Source organism: Arenibacter sp. ARW7G5Y1 (assembly GCF_003201775.1).
Taxonomy (GTDB): Bacteria; Bacteroidota; Bacteroidia; order Flavobacteriales; family Flavobacteriaceae; genus Arenibacter.
The window spans coordinates 1-19484 of sequence record NZ_QJJZ01000023.1 but is presented as its reverse complement, the minus strand read 5'-3'; the positions used below and the strand labels follow the sequence as shown (position 1 = coordinate 19484).

Annotated in this window: 13 protein-coding genes, 1 tRNA gene and 1 pseudogene; 6 read left to right on the top strand and 9 right to left on the bottom strand. The window is 40.9% G+C overall.

What is annotated here, in order from left to right:
• Nucleotides 1-4: 4 nt before the first annotated feature.
• The 4 genes from thrC to C7972_RS23955 all read right to left on the bottom strand — a co-directional run bounded on the left by thrC (nucleotide 5) and on the right by C7972_RS23955 (nucleotide 4992).
• Entirely contained in the window at nucleotides 5-1300 is a 1296-nt protein-coding gene (gene thrC, locus C7972_RS21755; protein WP_110358278.1) for a threonine synthase, read from the bottom strand.
• A gap of 68 nt (nucleotides 1301-1368) precedes the next feature.
• Nucleotides 1369-2301 carry a homoserine kinase gene (locus C7972_RS21750; protein ID WP_110358277.1) on the bottom strand — a complete coding sequence of 311 codons (933 nt, stop codon included), beginning with the start codon at nucleotides 2299-2301 and terminating at the stop codon, nucleotides 1369-1371.
• A gap of 36 nt (nucleotides 2302-2337) precedes the next feature.
• Nucleotides 2338-4782: a bifunctional aspartate kinase/homoserine dehydrogenase I gene (gene thrA / locus C7972_RS21745; RefSeq protein ID WP_110358276.1), complete on the bottom strand. Its 2445-nt coding sequence runs from the start codon at nucleotides 4780-4782 to the stop codon at nucleotides 2338-2340.
• A 69-nt stretch (nucleotides 4783-4851) separates the two neighbouring features.
• Complete coding sequence (locus C7972_RS23955; protein WP_181422964.1) at nucleotides 4852-4992, bottom strand: hypothetical protein; 141 nt, start codon at nucleotides 4990-4992, stop codon at nucleotides 4852-4854.
• A 58-nt stretch (nucleotides 4993-5050) separates the two neighbouring features.
• On the opposite strand from C7972_RS23955, the gene C7972_RS21740 reads away from it, so the two are divergent.
• The gene (locus C7972_RS21740) at nucleotides 5051-6592 is read left to right on the top strand and encodes an NAD(P)H-hydrate dehydratase (protein WP_110358275.1); all 1542 of its coding nucleotides are present in this window, start codon (nucleotides 5051-5053) and stop codon (nucleotides 6590-6592) included.
• Nucleotides 6593-6602: 10 nt separating this feature from the next.
• On the opposite strand, the gene C7972_RS21735 is transcribed toward C7972_RS21740, so the two are convergent.
• Both C7972_RS21735 and C7972_RS21730 read right to left on the bottom strand, forming a co-directional pair.
• Complete coding sequence (locus C7972_RS21735) at nucleotides 6603-7013, bottom strand: STAS/SEC14 domain-containing protein (RefSeq protein WP_110358274.1); 411 nt, start codon at nucleotides 7011-7013, stop codon at nucleotides 6603-6605.
• 206 nt (nucleotides 7014-7219) lie between these two features.
• Entirely contained in the window at nucleotides 7220-9772 is a 2553-nt protein-coding gene (locus C7972_RS21730; protein ID WP_110358273.1) for an ATP-dependent Clp protease ATP-binding subunit, read from the bottom strand.
• 256 nt (nucleotides 9773-10028) lie between these two features.
• Here C7972_RS21730 and gyrA point away from each other — a divergent pair, with 256 nt between their 5' ends.
• Together gyrA and C7972_RS21720 are read left to right on the top strand one after the other, a co-directional pair.
• On the top strand, nucleotides 10029-12560 hold the full coding sequence (gene gyrA / locus C7972_RS21725) for a DNA gyrase subunit A (RefSeq protein WP_110358272.1): 2532 nt from the start codon (nucleotides 10029-10031) through the stop codon (nucleotides 12558-12560).
• Between the two features lie 33 nt (nucleotides 12561-12593).
• On the top strand, nucleotides 12594-13856 hold the full coding sequence (locus C7972_RS21720) for a tetratricopeptide repeat protein (RefSeq protein ID WP_110358271.1): 1263 nt from the start codon (nucleotides 12594-12596) through the stop codon (nucleotides 13854-13856).
• 54 nt (nucleotides 13857-13910) lie between these two features.
• Here the strand turns inward: C7972_RS21720 and C7972_RS21715 are convergent.
• The 3 genes and pseudogenes from C7972_RS21715 to C7972_RS21705 form a co-directional block, all read right to left on the bottom strand.
• Nucleotides 13911-14414: pseudogene (locus tag C7972_RS21715) on the bottom strand (C40 family peptidase); the annotation flags it as partial.
• Between the two features lie 654 nt (nucleotides 14415-15068).
• Nucleotides 15069-15353, bottom strand: a complete 285-nt coding sequence (locus tag C7972_RS21710) for an SH3 domain-containing protein (RefSeq protein WP_110358269.1) — start codon at nucleotides 15351-15353, stop codon at nucleotides 15069-15071.
• A 22-nt stretch (nucleotides 15354-15375) separates the two neighbouring features.
• Nucleotides 15376-16551, bottom strand: coding sequence for an acetyl-CoA C-acyltransferase (locus tag C7972_RS21705; RefSeq protein ID WP_110358310.1), 1176 nt, complete (start codon nucleotides 16549-16551; stop codon nucleotides 15376-15378).
• A 237-nt stretch (nucleotides 16552-16788) separates the two neighbouring features.
• Here C7972_RS21705 and C7972_RS21700 point away from each other — a divergent pair, with 237 nt between their 5' ends.
• From C7972_RS21700 to C7972_RS24470, 3 genes are all read left to right on the top strand, one after another.
• Complete coding sequence (locus C7972_RS21700) at nucleotides 16789-18837, top strand: HD family phosphohydrolase (protein WP_110358268.1); 2049 nt, start codon at nucleotides 16789-16791, stop codon at nucleotides 18835-18837.
• A 156-nt stretch (nucleotides 18838-18993) separates the two neighbouring features.
• A tRNA-Ser gene (locus C7972_RS21695) sits at nucleotides 18994-19077 on the top strand.
• Between the two features lie 314 nt (nucleotides 19078-19391).
• Nucleotides 19392-19484 (top strand): GIY-YIG nuclease family protein (locus C7972_RS24470; RefSeq protein ID WP_181422963.1); only part of this gene is annotated, 93 nt, incomplete at its 3' end.

The following is a 19484-nucleotide window of genomic DNA, read 5'->3' as shown; positions in this document are numbered from 1 at the left end:
AGATTTATTTACCCAATAGATAAGCTTTTAATTGGTCGTATTGGGAGATTTTAATCGACTTTTTCTTTTTGTCCATTACTTTTACGATGCTCTTCGGCAAATCGATATTTTCACGGATAGTATCCTCTACAACATCCAAAAACTTCACTGGGTGTGCGGTTTCCAGAAAGATACCATAGGTGTCCGGATGGGCTTGTTGGTATTTCTTTAGGCCTAAATAACCAACAGCCCCATGTGGATCGGCAACATAGGTGTAGTCATTGTATAATTCCAACATGGCTTCCCTGGTCTCGTCATCCGTAAAGGAATAGGAAGAAAGGTTCTTGGACAGCTCCTCAAAATTATCCTTGTACAAATGTCTTATTCTGATAAAATTACTGGGGTCACCTACATCCATGGCATTGGAAATGGTGGCAATGGAAGCTTTTGGGTCATATGCGCCCGTTTTCATGTATCTTGGTACAACGTCGTTTACATTCGTAGAAGCAATAAAATGTTTGCACGGCATTCCCAATTTTTGTGCCATGATACCGGCACAAATGTTTCCAAAATTTCCGCTAGGAACGGAAAATACAATATCCTTTCCCTTGGATTTCATCTCCTTGTATGCGAACAGGAAATAAAACATCTGGGGGAGCCATCTGGCCACATTGATACTATTGGCCGAGGTCAGTTGCTTGTTTTGGATCAAGTCTTCGTCCAGGAAAGCTGTCTTTACCATATTTTGGCAGACGTCAAAAGTGCCTTCAACTTCCAGGGCGGTAATGTTTTTGCCCAAGGTGGTCAGCTGTTTTTCTTGAATATCGCTGACCTTTCCACTAGGATATAGAATAACAACCTTAACCCCGTCAACACCAAGAAATCCATTTGCCACTGCACCTCCGGTATCTCCTGATGTCGCCACCAATACTGTTACGTCTTGGGTGGTCCCGGTTGAAAAATAACCAAGACATCTCGCCATAAATCTCGCCCCCACATCTTTAAAGGCCAGTGTTGGGCCATGAAAAAGTTCCAATGCTGCCACCTTGTCCCCAATTTCCACAAGGGGAAAATCAAAATCCAAAACATCTGCAAGAATTTCTTTTAGCGCTGGTTCTGGAATATCCTTGCCTACAAATTGTTGTATGGCCAGGAAGGCAATTTCATGATTGGTGTAATCTTCTATATTGTTAAAAAAATCCTTTGGAAGCGCTTCGATCATTTCAGGGAAATATAACCCACGATCAGGGGCAATTCCTTTTATAACTGCATCTTTGAAGGATACATTGGGAGCTTGTTGGTTTAGGCTATAAAAGTTCATTTTTATTAATGTTAGAATGAGTTGTAGTTTTTGGGTTCAAATTTAAATGCCGCTAACGGCATATAGTATTAACCTTCTAGAATTTTAATCCCTTGCGTATTTATTTTGGAAACATGAACGTCATAATCCACCCCTATTTTTTCGTATACCTTTTTCATGGCTTGGGCCACTTCAAGAGCATTTTCCTTACCCTTGCTCAATGCAAATATTGAAGGTCCTGAACCTGAAATTCCACAGCCCAAGGCGCCTGCTGCCATGGCATCTTCCTTGACTTTGTCGAATCCGGGAATAAGAATGGATCTAATGGGCTCTATAATGTGGTCTACCAAGGATCTACCTATTAGGTCGTAGTCATTGGTAAATAGCCCGGCAATTAGTCCGCCTACATTTCCCCATTGTTTAATTCCGTCTTCTAGGGAAATGGATGTTTTTAGTATTCTTCTGGAGTCTGAAGTCCTTACTTCTATTTGTGGGTGAATTACCGTTGCGTATAGCTCTGGAGGAGTCGGTATCTTTACGATATCCAAAGGTTGGTAACTGCGCACCAAGGTGAACCCACCAAATAGGGCGGGGGCTACATTGTCCGCATGGGCGACCCCGCTCGCCAATCGCTCTCCTTCCATGGCAAATTTCACCAGCTCTAGATTGCTAAAGGGGCTGCCCAATAGTTGGTTCATGGCCCATACTGCCCCTGTGGAACTGGCAGCACTACTTCCTATGCCGCTGCCGGCCTTTATTTTCTTGTAAATCTCAATTTCAAATCCGCCAACATGATCACTTTCCGCCAGCAAGGCCAAACCGGCAACACCAGCAACATTTTGTAGGGTTTCGGTTGGTAGATCCTGTCCTGTGAGCTTGGTGATCTTTATTCCTTTTTCATCGGTTCTCCTTACCACCATCTCATCGCCTACCGAATCGAGGGCAAGTCCCAGAACATCAAAGCCGCAAGAAATATTGGCGATGGTAGCTGGACAGAAAATTCTAATTTCGTTAGTTTTCATTTTTAATCAAATAAATTTCACGTGTGCCAGGTTTCTTTAAAAATTACCGATACGTATAATATCTGCAAAAATTCCAGAGGCAGTAACATCTGCCCCGGCCCCGGCTCCTTTAATAATCATTGGTTGGTTTGGGTAGCGCTCTGTGTAGAACAATACAATATTGTCACTCCCTTCCAAATTATAAAAATCATGTCCCTTGGGGATGCGCTGTAAGCCTACACTGGCTTTGCCGTTTTCGAACTGTGCAACATATTTCAATTTGCTATCTTCGTCTATGGCCTTCTTGTACATTTCTTGAAATGATGCCTCATGCTTCGTCAAGGTCTTGAAGAAATCTTCATTGTTGGTTGTTTCCAAGCTCTCTTTGGGCAAGAAAGGGTTGTTTTGGATATCCTCTATATTTAGTACATTACCACTTTCCCTTGCCAAGATCAATATTTTGCGCATAACGTCCACCCCGCTTAGATCAATTTTGGGGTCGGGCTCGGTATAGCCTTCCACTTGGGCTTGCTTCACAATATCATGAAAGGTAGTGTTATCGTTAAAATTGTTGAATACAAAATTTAAACTTCCAGAAAGTACCGCTTGAATTTTCAACACTTTGTCACCTGAGGCCACTAGGTGCTTTAAGGTGTCTATAATAGGCAGTCCGGCACCTACATTTGTTTCAAAAAGAAAAGGCGCATTGTACTGTCTTGCCAGGTCCTTTAACTCCTGATAATTGTCGTAGGCGGATGAACAGGCTATTTTATTACAGGTAACAACGGATATGCTATTCCGTAAATATGAGTTATAGGTTTCCGAGACTGTCTGACTGGCGGTATTGTCTACAAAAATACTATTTCTGTAATTGAGTTTTTTTACCTTCTCGAAGAATAGCTCTAGATTGGTCTTTTCTCCCTTGCCCAGTAATTCTTCCCAGTTTTTAAGGGCAATGCCATCTTCATCAAAAATCATAGTCCTCGAATTGGACATGCCGATAACGCGGATGTTCAGTTTTAGTTTTTCCTTCAAATACTTCTTTTGTGATTGTATCTGGTGTAAGAACTTTGCACCCACATTACCAACGCCCATAACAAAGAGGTTCAACTGCTTTACATTTTCTTCAAAAAATTCTTCGTGTAAAGTATTGAGTGCCTTTTTTACATCCTCCTTAAGGATTACGGCAGATATGTTCCTTTCGGAAGCGCCTTGCGCTATGGCGCGGATATTAACGTTGTTCTTACCTAGGGTACTGAACATTTTTCCGCTGAGACCTTGGTGGCTTTTCATGTTGTCGCCGACCAGGGCAATGATGGCCAAATCTTTCTCTGCCGCCACCGGTTTTATTTTTCCAAGGGAGATTTCAATATCAAATGCATCATTGATAACTTGAACCGCATGGTCAGCGTCCTGATTGTCTATTCCTATGCAGATGGAATGTTCGGAAGACGCTTGGGTAATCATTACAACACTGATACCAGCAGTTGAAAGTACTTCGAAAAAGCGTTTTGATATACCTGTAATTCCCACCATACCTGGACCTTCAAGGGAAACAAGGGCAATATTTTCTACATGGCTTATTCCCCGCACAGTTTTACCTTGTCCATTTTTGTTCTTGGTAATTAAAGTACCTGGGGCTTCTGGGTCAAAGGTGTTTTTTATAACTATGGAAATACCTTTGGTCAGTACCGGTTGGATCGTGGGCGGATAAAGAACCTTCGCCCCAAAATGCGATAGTTCCATGGCCTCTTCATAAGATATATGCGGAATGGCCATAGCCTGTTTTACTATTTTGGGGTTGGCGGTATACATGCCGCTTACGTCCGTCCATATTTCCAGAATTTCCGCATTTATGGCATTTGCAACAATAGCAGCCGTATAGTCCGATCCTCCACGCCCCAAGGTGGTGGAATCGCCATTTACGGCCGAAGCAATAAAACCTCCCATAATAATTATGGAATTATTGCATTGGGAGGAGTAGTCAATAATATTCTTGTTCGTCAGATCAAAGTTAACGGCCGCTTTCCCAAAACTGGAATTTGTTTTTATAAGTTGTCGGCTATCGGCATGTACGGTATCTATACCTTCAACAATAAAATATTCGTTTATTATATAGGAAGACAGCAACTCTCCGTAGCTAACGATTTTGTCCGATAATTTAGGTGTAATCTCCCCTATTAAATAGGCTCCTTCCAAAAGTGTTTCCAGCGTATTGAGCTCACTCTTAACTTTACTAAGCACTTTACTTTGGGAATGAATGGGAATAAGCTCTTTAATGGTCAGGAGGTGTCTGTCCTCTATTTCCTTTAATATGGTTTTATAGGCTTGTTCCTGTGCCGAGGCCAGGGCTGCTGTCTTTAAAAGAAGATCTGTTATTCCGCCAAGAGCTGAAACTACTACGATGGTTTTGTTGGACCCAAGATCGGCGATAATATTTTTTACTAATCTTATATTATTGGCGTTGGCCACTGAAGTGCCACCGAATTTTAGAACTTTCATGGTTCAAAGGTATTAAGTAAGGAAAATTGAATTTTGATAAAATTGTTTAACAGACGTATATGTAGTAGCTTACCCCAAAGGGGTAGTGGTGCTGATAACGGTAATGGCAATGCAACCATCTATAAATGGTGTATTAAGTAGTTTATTGTCCGTATTGTTATATGTCATCACAAGAATAAAGAACCAAATGTAGTATTTTTGATTGCCCAATCAAATGTTTTGACGGATTTTTACTAAATCAACAATTTTTACTAAATATTCTTATTGAATGAAGATTTTTAATGCAAAACAGATATACGAAGCTGATAAATTCACAATAAATAAGCAGCAAATTACCAGTGGGCAGCTTATGGAACGGGCTGCAATCCAGGTTTTTAATTGGATGCATTCCAGAATGCAGGGCGCCCAGACAAAAATCCATTTGTTTTGCGGTATCGGCAATAATGGAGGGGATGGACTTGTTCTTGCCAGACATTTGCAGGATCACGGTTATAATATAGAGGTCTTTGTTGTTAACTATAGCGAACACCGATCTAAGGATTTTTTAATTAATCTGGATCGATTAAAGGAGAAAGGTGTTTGGCCCGACTTTCTAAGTGAACAATCTGAATTTCCCTCAATAGGCAAAGAGGATATAGTTGTGGATGCCATTTTTGGAATAGGACTCAATAGGGTGCCCGATGACTGGGTGATTGGTTTAATGGAGCACCTTAATAATTCAAATGCTTTTATTTTGGCCATAGACATGCCTTCCGGACTTTTCATGGAAGCGGGTCTCACCCATACGGAAGGTGTTATAAAAGCGAATTATGTGCTTACTTTTCAAGTACCGAAACTTGTTTTTTTTCTTCCTGAAACGGGAAAATATATAGATCATTGGGAGGTTCTGGATATTGGTTTGGACCAGGAGTTTTTGTTCGGTTTGAAACCGCAATATGAGCTGATAGGCAAGAACGAGGTATTGTCCTTATACATTCCAAGAGAGAGGTTTTCACATAAAGGCACCTATGGACATTCCTTGGTCATTGGAGGAAGTTACGGAAAGATAGGGGCCGTTGTATTGGCAGCCAAGGGAAGTATGTTGGCAGGGAGCGGATTGGTTACGACCTATGTTCCCCGGTGTGGGTATTTGCCTTTGCAAACGGCACTGCCGGAAGCCATGGTAATTACCGATAAAGAAGAACTGGAAATTTCCAAAATTGATTTCGGCTTGGCTCCTAGTGCGGTTGGTATCGGTGTTGGAATGGGGACAACGGTGGCTACTGTTAAGGCATTTTCAGAATTTATGAAGGGGAATAAACTGCCTTTGGTCATTGATGCCGACGGATTGAACATTCTTTCCAAAAATCGCGACTTATTTAAAAAAATGCCTCCCCAGACCGTTTTGACCCCACACCCCAAGGAGTTGGAGCGCATTATAGGTAAATGGACCGATGACTTTGATAAGTTAAAAAAAGCAAAGCAGTTCTCTGAAAAATACGATTGCATTTTAGTTATAAAAGGGGCAAACACCATTACAATTTATAAGGATATGGGCTATGTTAATACCTCTGGAAATCCGGGCATGGCCACTGGGGGTAGTGGGGATGTGTTAACAGGGGTGATCACAGGCTTGCTGGCTCAGGGCTATTCCCCAATGAATGCGGCTATTTTTGGGGTGTACATTCATGGGAGGGCTGCTGACATTGCTGTGGAGGAATGTGGTTTTCAAGCCTTGATCGCCAGTGGTATTCTAGATAACATTGGCAAGGCCTATCTAGACCTTTTTCAAGTAGCCGAACCCGATGCTCCCCCTGCAGAAAGAGAGTAATGGCATGCCATTACTCTGCATTGGAAGTTCTTACCCGCCTTTTGATCCACATCAGGGCATTGTCCTGATCAATGAAGAATTTCATAGGTTTTTTGTAAAATAGTTTTTCGATATTAAAATTGTGCATGTCTATTTCCTTTATGGAGACTACTGCAAATGCCTTAATATTTTCTATTTCCCTAATTTGATTGTATACCATTGGATCAATGGCGTACGAATTCTTTCTTAAACTTATGTAACCGAAGTTTTTATTTCTGAAATGTATTTCCATTATACCAATTATTTGAAATACTCTTTCTTTGGTTATGGTGCTTCCTTCGTCAAAAATAGAAACCATGTAATCGTCAAATACCTGTACTTTTCCAATGTCCAGTTGATATTCTCGTACGATAATAGTCTTCTTGGGTCGTCCGACTTTCATTCTCCGTAATTTATATAGTGTGTCTGCAGCGAATGTAGAATTAACTATAACTATTATAAAAATTATTAGATTAAAGACACTTTAATCGTTTATGTGGAATGGAAATGGGCTAACTGTGATTCATTTCTTACAAATACGTAGGGATAAATAAAAAAAGGAGTAGCATTTGGCTACTCCTTTTTTGGTGTTTATTAGTGATGTCCAAGTTAGGTTTTGGACGACTTTTCTGCTTTTTTGATCTTAATGGTGAGTTCTTCCTTGGCTTCATCAAGTTCCATGTGAATAGTATCGCCTTCCTCCAATTTGGAATTTACGATTTCTTCGGCCAGAGCATCTTCAATATATTTTTGAATGGCTCTTTTAAGCGGCCTAGCTCCGTATTGTTTATCGAAGCCTTTTTCGGCAATATAATCCTTGGCTTTGTCGGATAGCTGTAAATCATACCCAATTTCCTTGATCCTGAGGAACAATTTGTTCAGCTCAATATCGATGATCCTATGGATATCTTCGCGTTCCAAAGAATTAAATACAACAACGTCATCTATTCTGTTTAAGAATTCCGGAGCAAAGGCCTTCTTCAAGGCGTTCTCGATAACACTTTTTTGATGGGTGTCTGCCTGGGCCTTTTTTGCCGAAGTTCCAAAACCAACTCCTTGGCCAAAATCCTTAAGTTGTCTCGCGCCAATGTTGGAGGTCATTATAATGATCGTATTTCTAAAATCGATCTTTCTTCCAAGGCTATCCGTTAAATAACCATCATCCAGTACTTGTAGGAGCATATTGAACACATCGGGGTGTGCTTTTTCAATCTCATCCAACAAAATTACCGAATAGGGCTTACGGCGTACTTTTTCTGTCAACTGTCCACCTTCTTCATAGCCAACATATCCTGGAGGGGCACCTACAAGTCTTGATATGGCGAACTTCTCCATATACTCGCTCATATCCACTCGGATCAAGGCGTCTTCGGAATCGAACAGCTCCTTGGCCAATATTTTGGCAAGTTGTGTTTTACCAACCCCGGTCTGCCCTAAAAATATAAAGGAACCAATAGGTTTGTTCGGATCTTTTAGACCCGCTCTGTTACGTTGAATTGCTTTGGCAACTTTGGCAACTGCTTCGTCCTGACCAATTACATTGCTTTTGATAAGTTTGGGCAGTTCGGCCAATTTGTTGCTTTCTGTCTGTGCAATCCTATTAACCGGTATACCGCTCATCATGGAAACTACGTCCGCAACATTGTCTTCTGTAACGGTTTCCTTATGAAGTTTGCTGTCTTCCTCCCATCGTTCTTGGGCAATGGCCAAATCTTTTTCTATTCGTTTTTCATCGTCCCTAAGCTTGGCGGCTTCCTCGTATTTTTGTTTTTTTACGACCGTATTTTTAAGATCGCGAACGTCTTCCAATTGCTTCTCCAGTTCCAAAATTTGTTTGGGAACATCCATATTTACGATATGCACCCGCGAACCGGCTTCGTCCAGGGCATCGATGGCCTTGTCCGGTAAATATCGGTCCGTCATATACCTATTGGTTAGGTTTACACAGGCAACAATGGCTTCATCGGTGTAAATTACGTTATGGTGGTCTTCGTATTTGCCTTTGATGTTTTTTAAGATCTCAATGGTCTCATTAACAGTGGTAGGCTCAACGATAACCTTCTGGAATCTTCTTTCCAGGGCACCATCTTTTTCTATGTATTGCCTATACTCATCCAGAGTAGTGGCTCCAATACATTGAATTTCACCTCTGGCAAGAGCCGGCTTAAACATATTGGAGGCATCCAAACTGCCTGTGGCACCACCGGCCCCGACAATAGTGTGGATCTCATCGATGAACAGGATAACATCGTCGTTTTTTTCCAGTTCGTTCATAACCGCCTTCATTCGCTCCTCAAATTGGCCGCGGTATTTGGTCCCGGCAACCAAAGAAGCCAAATCCAAGGTTACCACCCTTTTGTTGTAGAGGATTCTGGAAACTTTTTTGTTGATGATCCTAAGGGCAAGTCCTTCGGCAATGGCACTTTTACCAACACCTGGTTCTCCTATTAACAGAGGATTGTTCTTTTTTCTTCTGCTTAGAATTTGGGAAACCCTTTCAATTTCTTTTTCACGTCCCACAACGGGGTCCAATTTGTTTTCCTCGGCCATTTTGGTCAGGTCGCGACCAAAATTGTCCAATACCGGGGTTTTCGATTTTTTACTTCCTTTTTGCCCGGTACTAGAAGATCCAAAAGTGCCTTCTTTTTCTTCATTGGGCTCATCGGAATCACTGGGAAAGGATTCCGAAGTAGGTGAGTCTATATAGTCGTCATCACTTGTTATCATTGATTTAAACTGGTCTTTTACTCCATCATAATCCACCTTTAATTTATGCAATAATTTAGTGGTTGGGTCATTTTCATTACGTAAAATACACAGTAACAAATGGGCCGTATTGATAGAGGAGCTTTGAAATAATTTAGCTTCGAGAAATGTTGTTTTCAGCGCACGTTCCGCCTGTCTGGTCAGGTGCAGGTTCTTTTTGTCCTTTTGTGCAGCACCAGCATTTGGATTGGCGGGACTTAATATCTCCACTTTTCTTCTCAAGTGATCCAAGTCCACGTCCAATGCGTCTAAAATGCTTATTGCTTTTCCATTACCGTCCCGCAGTAATCCCAGCATTAAATGCTCGGTTCCAATAAAGTCGTGGCCCAATCTGAGGGCCTCTTCCTTACTGTAAGCAATAACATCTTTTACTCTAGGGGAAAAATTGTCGTCCATAAAATATCCTTTCAACTTTAAAAATAGTAAATCTATACCAATCTATGGCAAATACTATACCTAATATTCGTTAAACGTAGTGGATTTGCCGAAATAAGCCATTTTTTGGAAAAAAATTAACAATCAAATCGTTATCCGAACCCCATATTGTAGGTGTTAATAAATTCTTTACAAAAGTATGTCCTAAGTACTTGTATAGTGTCGATTTTACGTATATTGTCCTGCTTTTTTAACTAAAATAAATAGAAGATTTTAAATGGCAGAAGGAGAAAAATTAATTCCGATTAACATTGAAGATGAAATGAAATCTGCCTACATTGATTATTCAATGTCGGTCATTGTGTCACGTGCCCTGCCAGATGTTAGGGATGGTTTAAAGCCAGTGCATAGAAGGGTTTTGTTCGGTATGCATGAGTTAGGTGTTAGATCTAATAGTGCCCATAAGAAATCCGCGCGTATTGTCGGGGAAGTATTAGGTAAGTATCATCCGCATGGAGATACTTCTGTTTATGATTCCATGGTCCGTATGGCCCAGGAATGGAGTTTAAGGTATATGTTGGTCGATGGCCAAGGTAACTTTGGTTCCGTTGATGGTGACAGTCCAGCAGCAATGCGTTATACGGAAGCCCGTATGCGGAAGATTGCGGACGATATGTTGGCCGATATAGACAAGGATACCGTAGATCATCAGCTTAATTTTGATGACTCCTTGCAGGAACCTACGGTTCTTCCAACAAGGATACCTAATTTATTGATCAATGGCGCCTCCGGTATTGCAGTGGGTATGGCTACCAATATGCCGCCCCATAACCTTTCCGAGGTAGTGGACGGTACCGTAGCTTATATTGACAATAATGATATTGAGATCGATGAGCTGATCACACATATTAAGGCACCAGATTTTCCAACAGGAGGTATAATTTATGGCTATGACGGGGTGAAGGAAGCGTTCCATACCGGTCGCGGTCGTGTAGTTATGAGGGCGAAGGCCAGTTTTGAGGAAGTTCAGGGTAGGGAGAGTATAGTGGTGACGGAAATTCCGTATCAGATCAACAAGGCGGACATGATCAAGAAGACTGCCGATTTGATCAATGAAAAAAAGATCGACGGTATTTCAACTATTAGGGATGAATCGGATAGGAACGGTATGCGTATCGTATATATCCTAAAGCGGGATGCTATTCCAAATATCGTTCTCAATACCCTATATAAGTATACTTCCTTACAGTCTTCATTTAGTGTTAATAATATAGCCTTGGTGAACGGAAGGCCACAACTGTTGAATGTCAAGGAGATGATCCATTATTTTGTGGAGCACCGTCATGAAGTAGTGGTAAGGCGTACAGAGTTTGAATTGAAGAAGGCCGAAGACAGGGCCCATATCTTGGAAGGACTTATAATTGCCTCGGATAATATAGACGAGGTTATTGCAATTATAAGAGCTTCCTCCAATGCCGATGAGGCAAGGGAAAAGCTTATGGAGCGCTTCAAGCTTAGTGAAATTCAAGCTAAGGCCATTGTTGAAATGCGTTTACGCCAATTGACTGGACTGGAGCAGGATAAATTAAGATCGGAATATGAAGAAATAATCTTGACCATTGCGGATTTGAAGGATATCCTGGCCAAGAAAGAGCGTAGGATGCAGATTATTAAGGATGAGCTGCTGGAAGTTAAGGACAAGTATGGGGATAACCGCCGTTCGGAAATAAATTTTGCAGGTGGCGACCTTAGTATGGAGGATATGATTCCGGATGAACAAGTGGTGATTACCATTTCACATGCAGGTTATATTAAAAGAACTCCCCTTACTGAATACAAGACACAGAACAGGGGTGGTGTTGGTCAAAAAGCATCTTCCACCAGAAATGAAGATTTCTTGGAGCATCTTTTTGTAGGTACCAACCATCAATATATGTTGTTCTTTACCCAAAAGGGTAAATGTTTCTGGATGCGTGTATATGAAATTCCAGAGGGAACCAAAACTTCCAAAGGGCGTGCCATCCAAAACTTGATCAATATAGAGAACGATGATATGGTGAAAGCCTTTATCTGTACCCAGGATCTAAAGGATGAGGAATATGTAAATAGTCATTATGTTATTATGGCCACTAAAAAGGGTGTCGTTAAAAAAACATCTTTGGAACAATATTCAAGGCCAAGACAGAATGGTATTAATGCGATCAGTATCCGTGAGGACGATGAGCTATTGGAAGCCAAACTTACTACAGGATCTAGTCAGATATTCCTTGGGCTTAAGTCAGGAAAAGCCATTAGGTTCGAGGAGGTAAAGACGAGACCTATGGGTAGGAATGCATCCGGTGTTCGCGGAATTACTTTGGCACATGAAAAGGATGAGGTTATCGGCATGGTGGCTGTGCATAATTTTGAGGAAGAAATATTGGTGGTATCGGAGAATGGGTACGGTAAACGCTCCAGTATTGAAGACTATAGAATCACCAATAGGGGAGGTAAAGGCGTGAAGACCATTTCCATTACCGACAAAACAGGTGGTTTGGTGGCCATTAAAAATGTTTCGGACTCGGATGATTTAATGATTATCAATAAATCGGGCATTGCCATTAGAATGAGTGTTGAGGATTTAAGGGTAATGGGTAGGGCTACACAGGGAGTTCGACTCATAAATATTAAAGGCAACGACTCTATTGCCGCCGTAGCTAAAGTGATGAAGGATGAGGATGAATTGGATGATATTAAAACATTGGATGTTGATGCCAACGAAGAAGATGGCACGGCTCTTGATAATGATAGTGCGGAAACCAAAGAATAACATGTAAACACTAATAAGTAAATTTAATTTGAAATGAAAACAAATATTATAATACTCTCGACTATGCTTTTTTCGGTAGTCGGAATTGCTCAAAAGGATGAGATAAAAAAGGCTGATAAGGCTTTAAAATCGGGCGATGCCATGGCGGCAAAAACAGCATTGGACGGTGCATCTTCGCTAATTGCCAGTGCGGATGAAAAAATGCAGGCACAATATTATTTTTTAAGGGGAAGCGCTTATGCCGAACTGGCTAAAAAAGGTACCGCGGGGGCTTTTGATGAGGCTATTTCCTCTTTTAAAAAGGTGAGTGAAGTAGAAAAGAAAAGCGGTAAGGCCAAATACGGATCGGATGCCAAGGAAAGACTTTCCGGTATGACCGCCGACCTGATCAATTCCGCTGTGGAAGATAACAATAACAAAAAGTACGAAGAAGCGGCAGGGAAACTCTATATGGGCTATCAATTGAGCCCTCAGGATACCGTCTATCTATATTATGCGGCCAGTAGTGCCGTAAATGGAGGTCATTATGAGAAGGCACTCAAATACTACAATGAGTTAAAGGATTTGGGTTATGATGGAGGCGGAATGGTCTATAAGGCAACCAACGTGTCCACCGGCGAAGTGGAGGAGATGGAGAAAACACAAAGAGAGTTGATGGTGAAATCTGGAGCTTATAAAGATCCGGTAGACGAGAAAACTCCTTCTAAAACTACCGAAATTGTTAAGAATATTGCCTTGATCTATACACAATTGGGGCAAGATGACAAGGCCTTGGATGCCTATAAGGATGCCCGGGCAAAAGATCCAAATGACGTAAACCTAATTTTGAACGAAGCCAATCTTTACTACAAGATGGGCGATAAGGAGAAATTTAAGGCTTTAATGGCGGAGGCTTCGGAAGTTGCCCCGGATAATCCCGATCTGTTCTACAATGTAGGTGTAATCAATATGGAACAAGGTAATATTGAAGATGCCAGAAAGGCATATAGAAGGGCTATAGAAATTAATCCAGGGTATGTGAATGCCCAATTGAACCTTTCAACCACTTATGTTAATGAGGGTAATGGTTTAATAGATGAAATGAATTCACTTGGAAATTCCAAAAAAGATATCGCTAGGTATGACGAACTAAAAGAGCAAAAAGACAGTTTGTTCCGAGATGGTGCCATTATTTTGGAAGACGCATTGAAATTGAATCCGGACAATCAAAGTATTCTTTCCCAGTTGAAGAATATTTATGGTGCCTTAGGGGATAATGAAAACTTCTTGCGCCTTAAAAAGCTTACCGGAGAGTAATAACAGCATTCAGAAATATACCAAAAGGCCCATCGCAAAGCGATGGGCTTTTTTTTATATAATTTTTTTAATCACCCTTAGTTTATGGGTATAGGTGTTGGTTTCATTATTGAAAATCCCTGTATGGTCTATTCTGTCAATTCGGACCTTGCCAAAGGAATGTATAACATAATTGTTCTCCATAATAATCCCAACGTGGTCTATAACACCCTCATTATTATCGAAAAAGGCTAGATCCCCTGGTTCGCTTTCCTCAATAAAACTTAAGGCCTCCCCTTGGGTAGATTGCTGTTGGGCTCCCCTGAGCAAACGATAGCCGTTTGTTTTATAGGCCATTTGGGTAAATCCTGGACCATCAATTCCAAAAGCGGTTTTACCGCCCCAAAGATAAGGAGCGTTTAAATAAAGAAGGGCTTTGTTTAGGAGTTGGTCCTTGTCTTGTTTGCCAAGGGTGAACGAGCCGTCGAATTTGTGGTTTAAAGGGCAGTTTTTTGGGATGCAAGATCCTAGGACAATAGGGAGCAATATATGGTGTTCTGTTTCAATAAAGGAAATAAGGGATCAATCCCAAAAGTTGTGTGTGAATTAGAAAAAGAAATAATCTACTATCTCATTTTTGTGTCCTGTTCATTTTTTGCATCGCCCAAAAAACGAACCAAAAAACGCTAGGCTGATTTTAAATTTCTTTAAATCTACGCACTTTCCACTGCCCCGGCGTCCAGGCCGCTTTCACTTGGGTGAAATGCTCTATGGACGCCTTCCACCTTCCAATGTGAAAACCACTTGATTTAATCCGAAATTGAAAATAGGCCAGTCCTTTTGTTGCGTCAACCTTCATGTGGGGATAAGTCATTTTCCGTTATTAAAAACCTATGGCATTGCCCTCAAGGTCTATGGTTTGGTCGTTCTTCTTCCGTCGTGGAGATGGCATGGCCGTTAAGAATTAATGAAGCCTTGGAAATAATTTAGGCCATGGCATCGGTCCTTAAAATCCAGAGATTTTAGGGACCACCTAGCGAAGAAGGGTCTTTTCTTTTGTTTCGTTTTCTTTGGACAAGCAAAGAAATCGAAGATTCACGAAAACCATTAAAAAACTATAAAAACCACTTGAGTAAAATGAAAGAATAATTTAATCATTGGTTTTACTAAATTGCTCCTATTAATTAAAACTGTTGCTCAAAAAAACACGACTGATCAAATTAATCCCTTTTTTCATAAACACAACAATTGTTCCTGATCCGAAATAAGCTCGGAAGAAACTCTTGTAGATTCCAAACTTTCCATTTCCTCGTAAAGGTCCTCGTCAATAAGGGTGAATTGCTGATTGTTGATCCAACCTTCAAAATTATCGAAAGCATTGCGGATCTTGCTCCATTTTTTTCTTTGGTCCAATACCTTAAAATGTTCCCCGTATAAAAGTTGGGAAACCATTTCGCTGGTGTCGTCTGCAACGGAACGCATAGGGACAATGCTAAGGTGGCAAATACCGTATTGCATGGGCTTGCTTTACAAGAAATTATTAATTTCTTTCTATAATTATTGCAGAGGCACCTCCGCCGCCATTACAAATGGCCGCTGCTCCTATTTTGGCATTGTTTTGATCCAGTACGTTGAGTAATGTAATAATGATCCTGGCTCCCGAGCAGCCCAAGGGATGACCTAGGGAAACCGCCCCCCCATTTACATTTACATTTTTGTCTGTAAGGCCAAGTATCTTCATATTGGCCAGGCCAACTACGGAGAAGGCCTCGTTAAATTCAAAATAATCAACATCGTCCATCCCGATACCGGCTTTGGTCAATGCTTTTGGAAGGGCTTTTGCCGGGGCGGTTGTAAACCACTTTGGCTCTTGTGCCGCATCGGCATAGCTTTTTATAGTTGCCAAAGGCTTCAGTCCCAGTTCTTTTGCTTTTTCACCGCTCATTAATACCAAAGCTGCAGCTCCATCATTGATAGTTGATGCGTTGGCTGCCGTTACTGTACCATCCTTGGAAAATGCAGGTCGCAAGCCCGGTATTTTATCCAGTTTAACATTTTTAAATTCTTCGTCTTCTGTTACCAGAATAGGTTCGCCCCTTCTTTGCGGAACTTCCACGGGTACTACTTCATTGGCAAATTTTCCATTGGCCCAGGCATCCGCAGATCTCTTGTAGGATTGAATTGCAAAATTATCTTGGTCTTCCCTGCTAAATTCGAATTCAATAGCGCAGGCATCCGCACACGTCCCCATGGCCTGTTGGTCATAAGCATCAACAAGTCCATCTTTCTGCATACCATCGATTAGGGTGGCAGGCCCAAATTTTTGGCCACTCCTCAAATGAATGTAATGAGGTATCAGGCTCATGTTTTCCATACCCCCTGCAACAACTATATTGGTGTCTCCCAACGCTATGGACTGTGCGGCCATCATCACCGATTTCATTCCAGAGGCGCAGACCTTGTTGATGGTAGTACAGGGTACTGTATTGGGAATGCCGGCAAAAATGGCAGCCTGTCTAGCTGGCGCCTGACCGGTTCCAGCTTGAACAACATTCCCCATTAGAACTTCCTCCACCTGGGAAGGGTCTAAATCTATTTTGCTCAATGCACCCTTAATGGCAATAGCGCCAAGTTGAGGTGCCGTAATGGTAGACAATGCTCCCATAAAGCTCCCTATGGGTGTTCTAACAGCGGAAACGATCACAACATCTTTCATCAAGTTCATTTTTATTATTTGCGAATTTAATAAATTAATGTGCAATGGGATACGCAGCGGGAGATTATTACAAGTTAATTGTGAATCTACATCGGCATTTTAGTAGTTGGTAACGGTTCAAATAAAGCTTGCGCTGGTAGTGAATATTCTTTAAGTGGCTTTCAAAAGTAGTGTTATTTGGGTAAAGTATCATTTTACGTTTATATTTTTCTATTTTTGAATATATATACTTTCCGTATGCGCACTTTTTTGGATAGCCTTTATAAAAACCAATCACTGGTTTATAAGTATTTTTTATATTTCTCGGCTGTTTTCTTTATTGTATTCTTTTTTCCACGTGGCGGAAAATTTAAGTATGAATACCAAAAGGGGAAGCCTTGGCAGTACGACAATTTTTATGCTCCTTTTGATTTTTCTGTCAATAAGGGTGAGGAGGAAATTACTAAGGAAAAGGAGAAAATAGAAAGTAATCATATAGACTACTATTATTATGACACCAAAATAGTAGCAGAAGTAGATAGCACAATAAGCAAGGAGCTGGGAAAGGTTTTTAATTCCTCCAATTTTAGCCAGAATGAACTGGAAAGGATTCAAGAGGTTGCCAATGACATTTTGACGGAGCTTTATGCGAATGGTATTCTTTCCAAAATTGAACGTAGGAGTACTAGGAATAGTCTTTACGTTGTAAAGAACAATGAAGCCACTAAGTTAAATTTTGATGATGTATACAGCTTATCGGAGGTAGAGGAGGTTATTGGCAAAAAATTGGCCCAAACCAATTTAACGGCTTATGAGTCCTCCTTTCAGGAGTTGTTCTTCAATTTTATAAAGCCCAATGTTAGTTTTGATGCAGATTTGTCCAATAAGGAGCTTGAGTCCGAATATTCAAAGATTTCCTATACGTTGGGGAATGTGGATGAGGGCAAGCTTATAATTGCCAAGGGGGAAGTGGTGGAACAGGAGGATGTTAGTGTGCTGGATTCCCTGAAAAGGGAGTATGAGTCGGAAGTATGGGGCGAGAATAATCAATATTTTATATTGTTCGGTTATACCGTATTGGTAGCCATGGTTTTAATGATGTTTTTTCTTTTTCTTAAAAAATATCGCCCGGAAATCTATAGGGACAATACAAAAGTGACCTTTATTATTGTGAATATTCTCATCATGGTATTTTTGACCACCATGGTGGTGAAATACGATGTAGAGTATGTTTTTGTGGTTCCCTTATGTATTCTGCCTTTGGTACTCAAGACCTTTTTTGACGCAAGAATGGGGCTTTTTGTACATGTTCTTACCGTTTTGATTTTAGGTTTTGTGGTACCTAACAGCTTCGAATATATATTTCTCCAAACATTGGCGGGTATTGTTACCATTTTGTCTGTTTCAGAACTATATAAAAGGGCCAATTTATTTATCTCGGTGGGTCAAATAACCCTGATTTATATTATCGGTTATTTTGCTTTTCATATGATTCATGAGGGGAACCTGGAAGATATACAGTGGTTGGCTTTTGGCTATTTTTTCTTAAATGGAATGATTACCCTGTTTGTTCAGCCACTAATTTATATCCATGAGAAAATATTCGGTTTGGTGTCCGATGTATCTTTATTGGAATTGTCCGATACCAACTCCAAATTATTAAAGGAGTTATCCAATAAGGCGCCAGGAACTTTTCATCATTCCCTTCAAGTGGCCAATTTGGCCGAAGCAGCGGCGAATGAAATTGGAGCCAATGCCATGCTTGTAAGGGTAGGGGCACTGTACCATGACATAGGAAAAATGAACAACCCAACCTATTTTACCGAAAACCAGATTACCAATGTAAACCCTCATGATGACCTTGAGCCTAGGGATGCCGCAGCTATCATTATTAACCATGTTATTGAGGGTATAGAAATAGCAAGAAAGAATAAGGTGCCGGATCGTGTAATAGATTTTATACGTACCCATCATGGAACCTCCTTGGTTTTTTATTTTTACAAAAAGCAGGAGGCTTTGGAAGGAGATGTCAATGAAGAGGATTTTAGATATCCTGGTCCGATTCCATTTTCTAAGGAAACCGCCATTTTAATGATGGCAGACTCTGTGGAAGCTGCTTCCAAAAGTTTAAAGAATCCAACTTTTTTAATTATCGATGAATTTGTGGAAAAGATTATTGAAGGCCAAATCAAGGCCGATCAGTTTTTAAATGCCAATATTACCTTTAAGGAAATTGAAGCCGTAAAGAAAATTTTGAAACAGAAACTGGTCAATATTTATCATTTAAGGGTAGAATACCCGGAGTAGTCGATTTTTGGAAATGTTTGAGGCTTAATTAGATAAGTTGGGTAAATGGTAAAATAGTAATGACAAGTAAAAAAAAAAATGAAAAATTGTTGCGTTCTTATGAATGAAAAAGTACATTTGCAACCGCATTTTTAATGCGCGAGCTTTAAAATTATTGGAGAGGTGCCGGAGTGGTAACGGAGCAGATTGCTAATCTGTCGACGGGTAACTGTCGCCAGGGTTCGAGTCCCTGTCTCTCCGCTTTTTTTTAAGGTAGTATTGTTGAGATGGTTTTAACCATTCTCGGTGGGTACCACGCTGATGGCGTGGCAGGTCTAGTCCGGCTTGCAAAGCCAAAGACATTGTTATCCCGCCGTGTTTGGGACGCGGAGGTCGCCACATTTTGAGCGTGACCATCCCAAAAAGAGTAGAGATGACCATTTCGGGGTGTACCACGCTGATGGCGTGGCAGGTCTGGCCCGGCTTGCAAAGCCAAAGGCATTGTTATCGCGCCGCGTTTGGGACGCGGAGGTCGTCACGCTTTGGGCGTGACCACCCGAAGAAAGATAGTATATATGTTCGTTTATATTTTATATAGCGAGAAACGTTCAAAATATTACGTAGGTCAAACTGCTGATATTGAAAGAAGATTAAAAAGACATAATCAA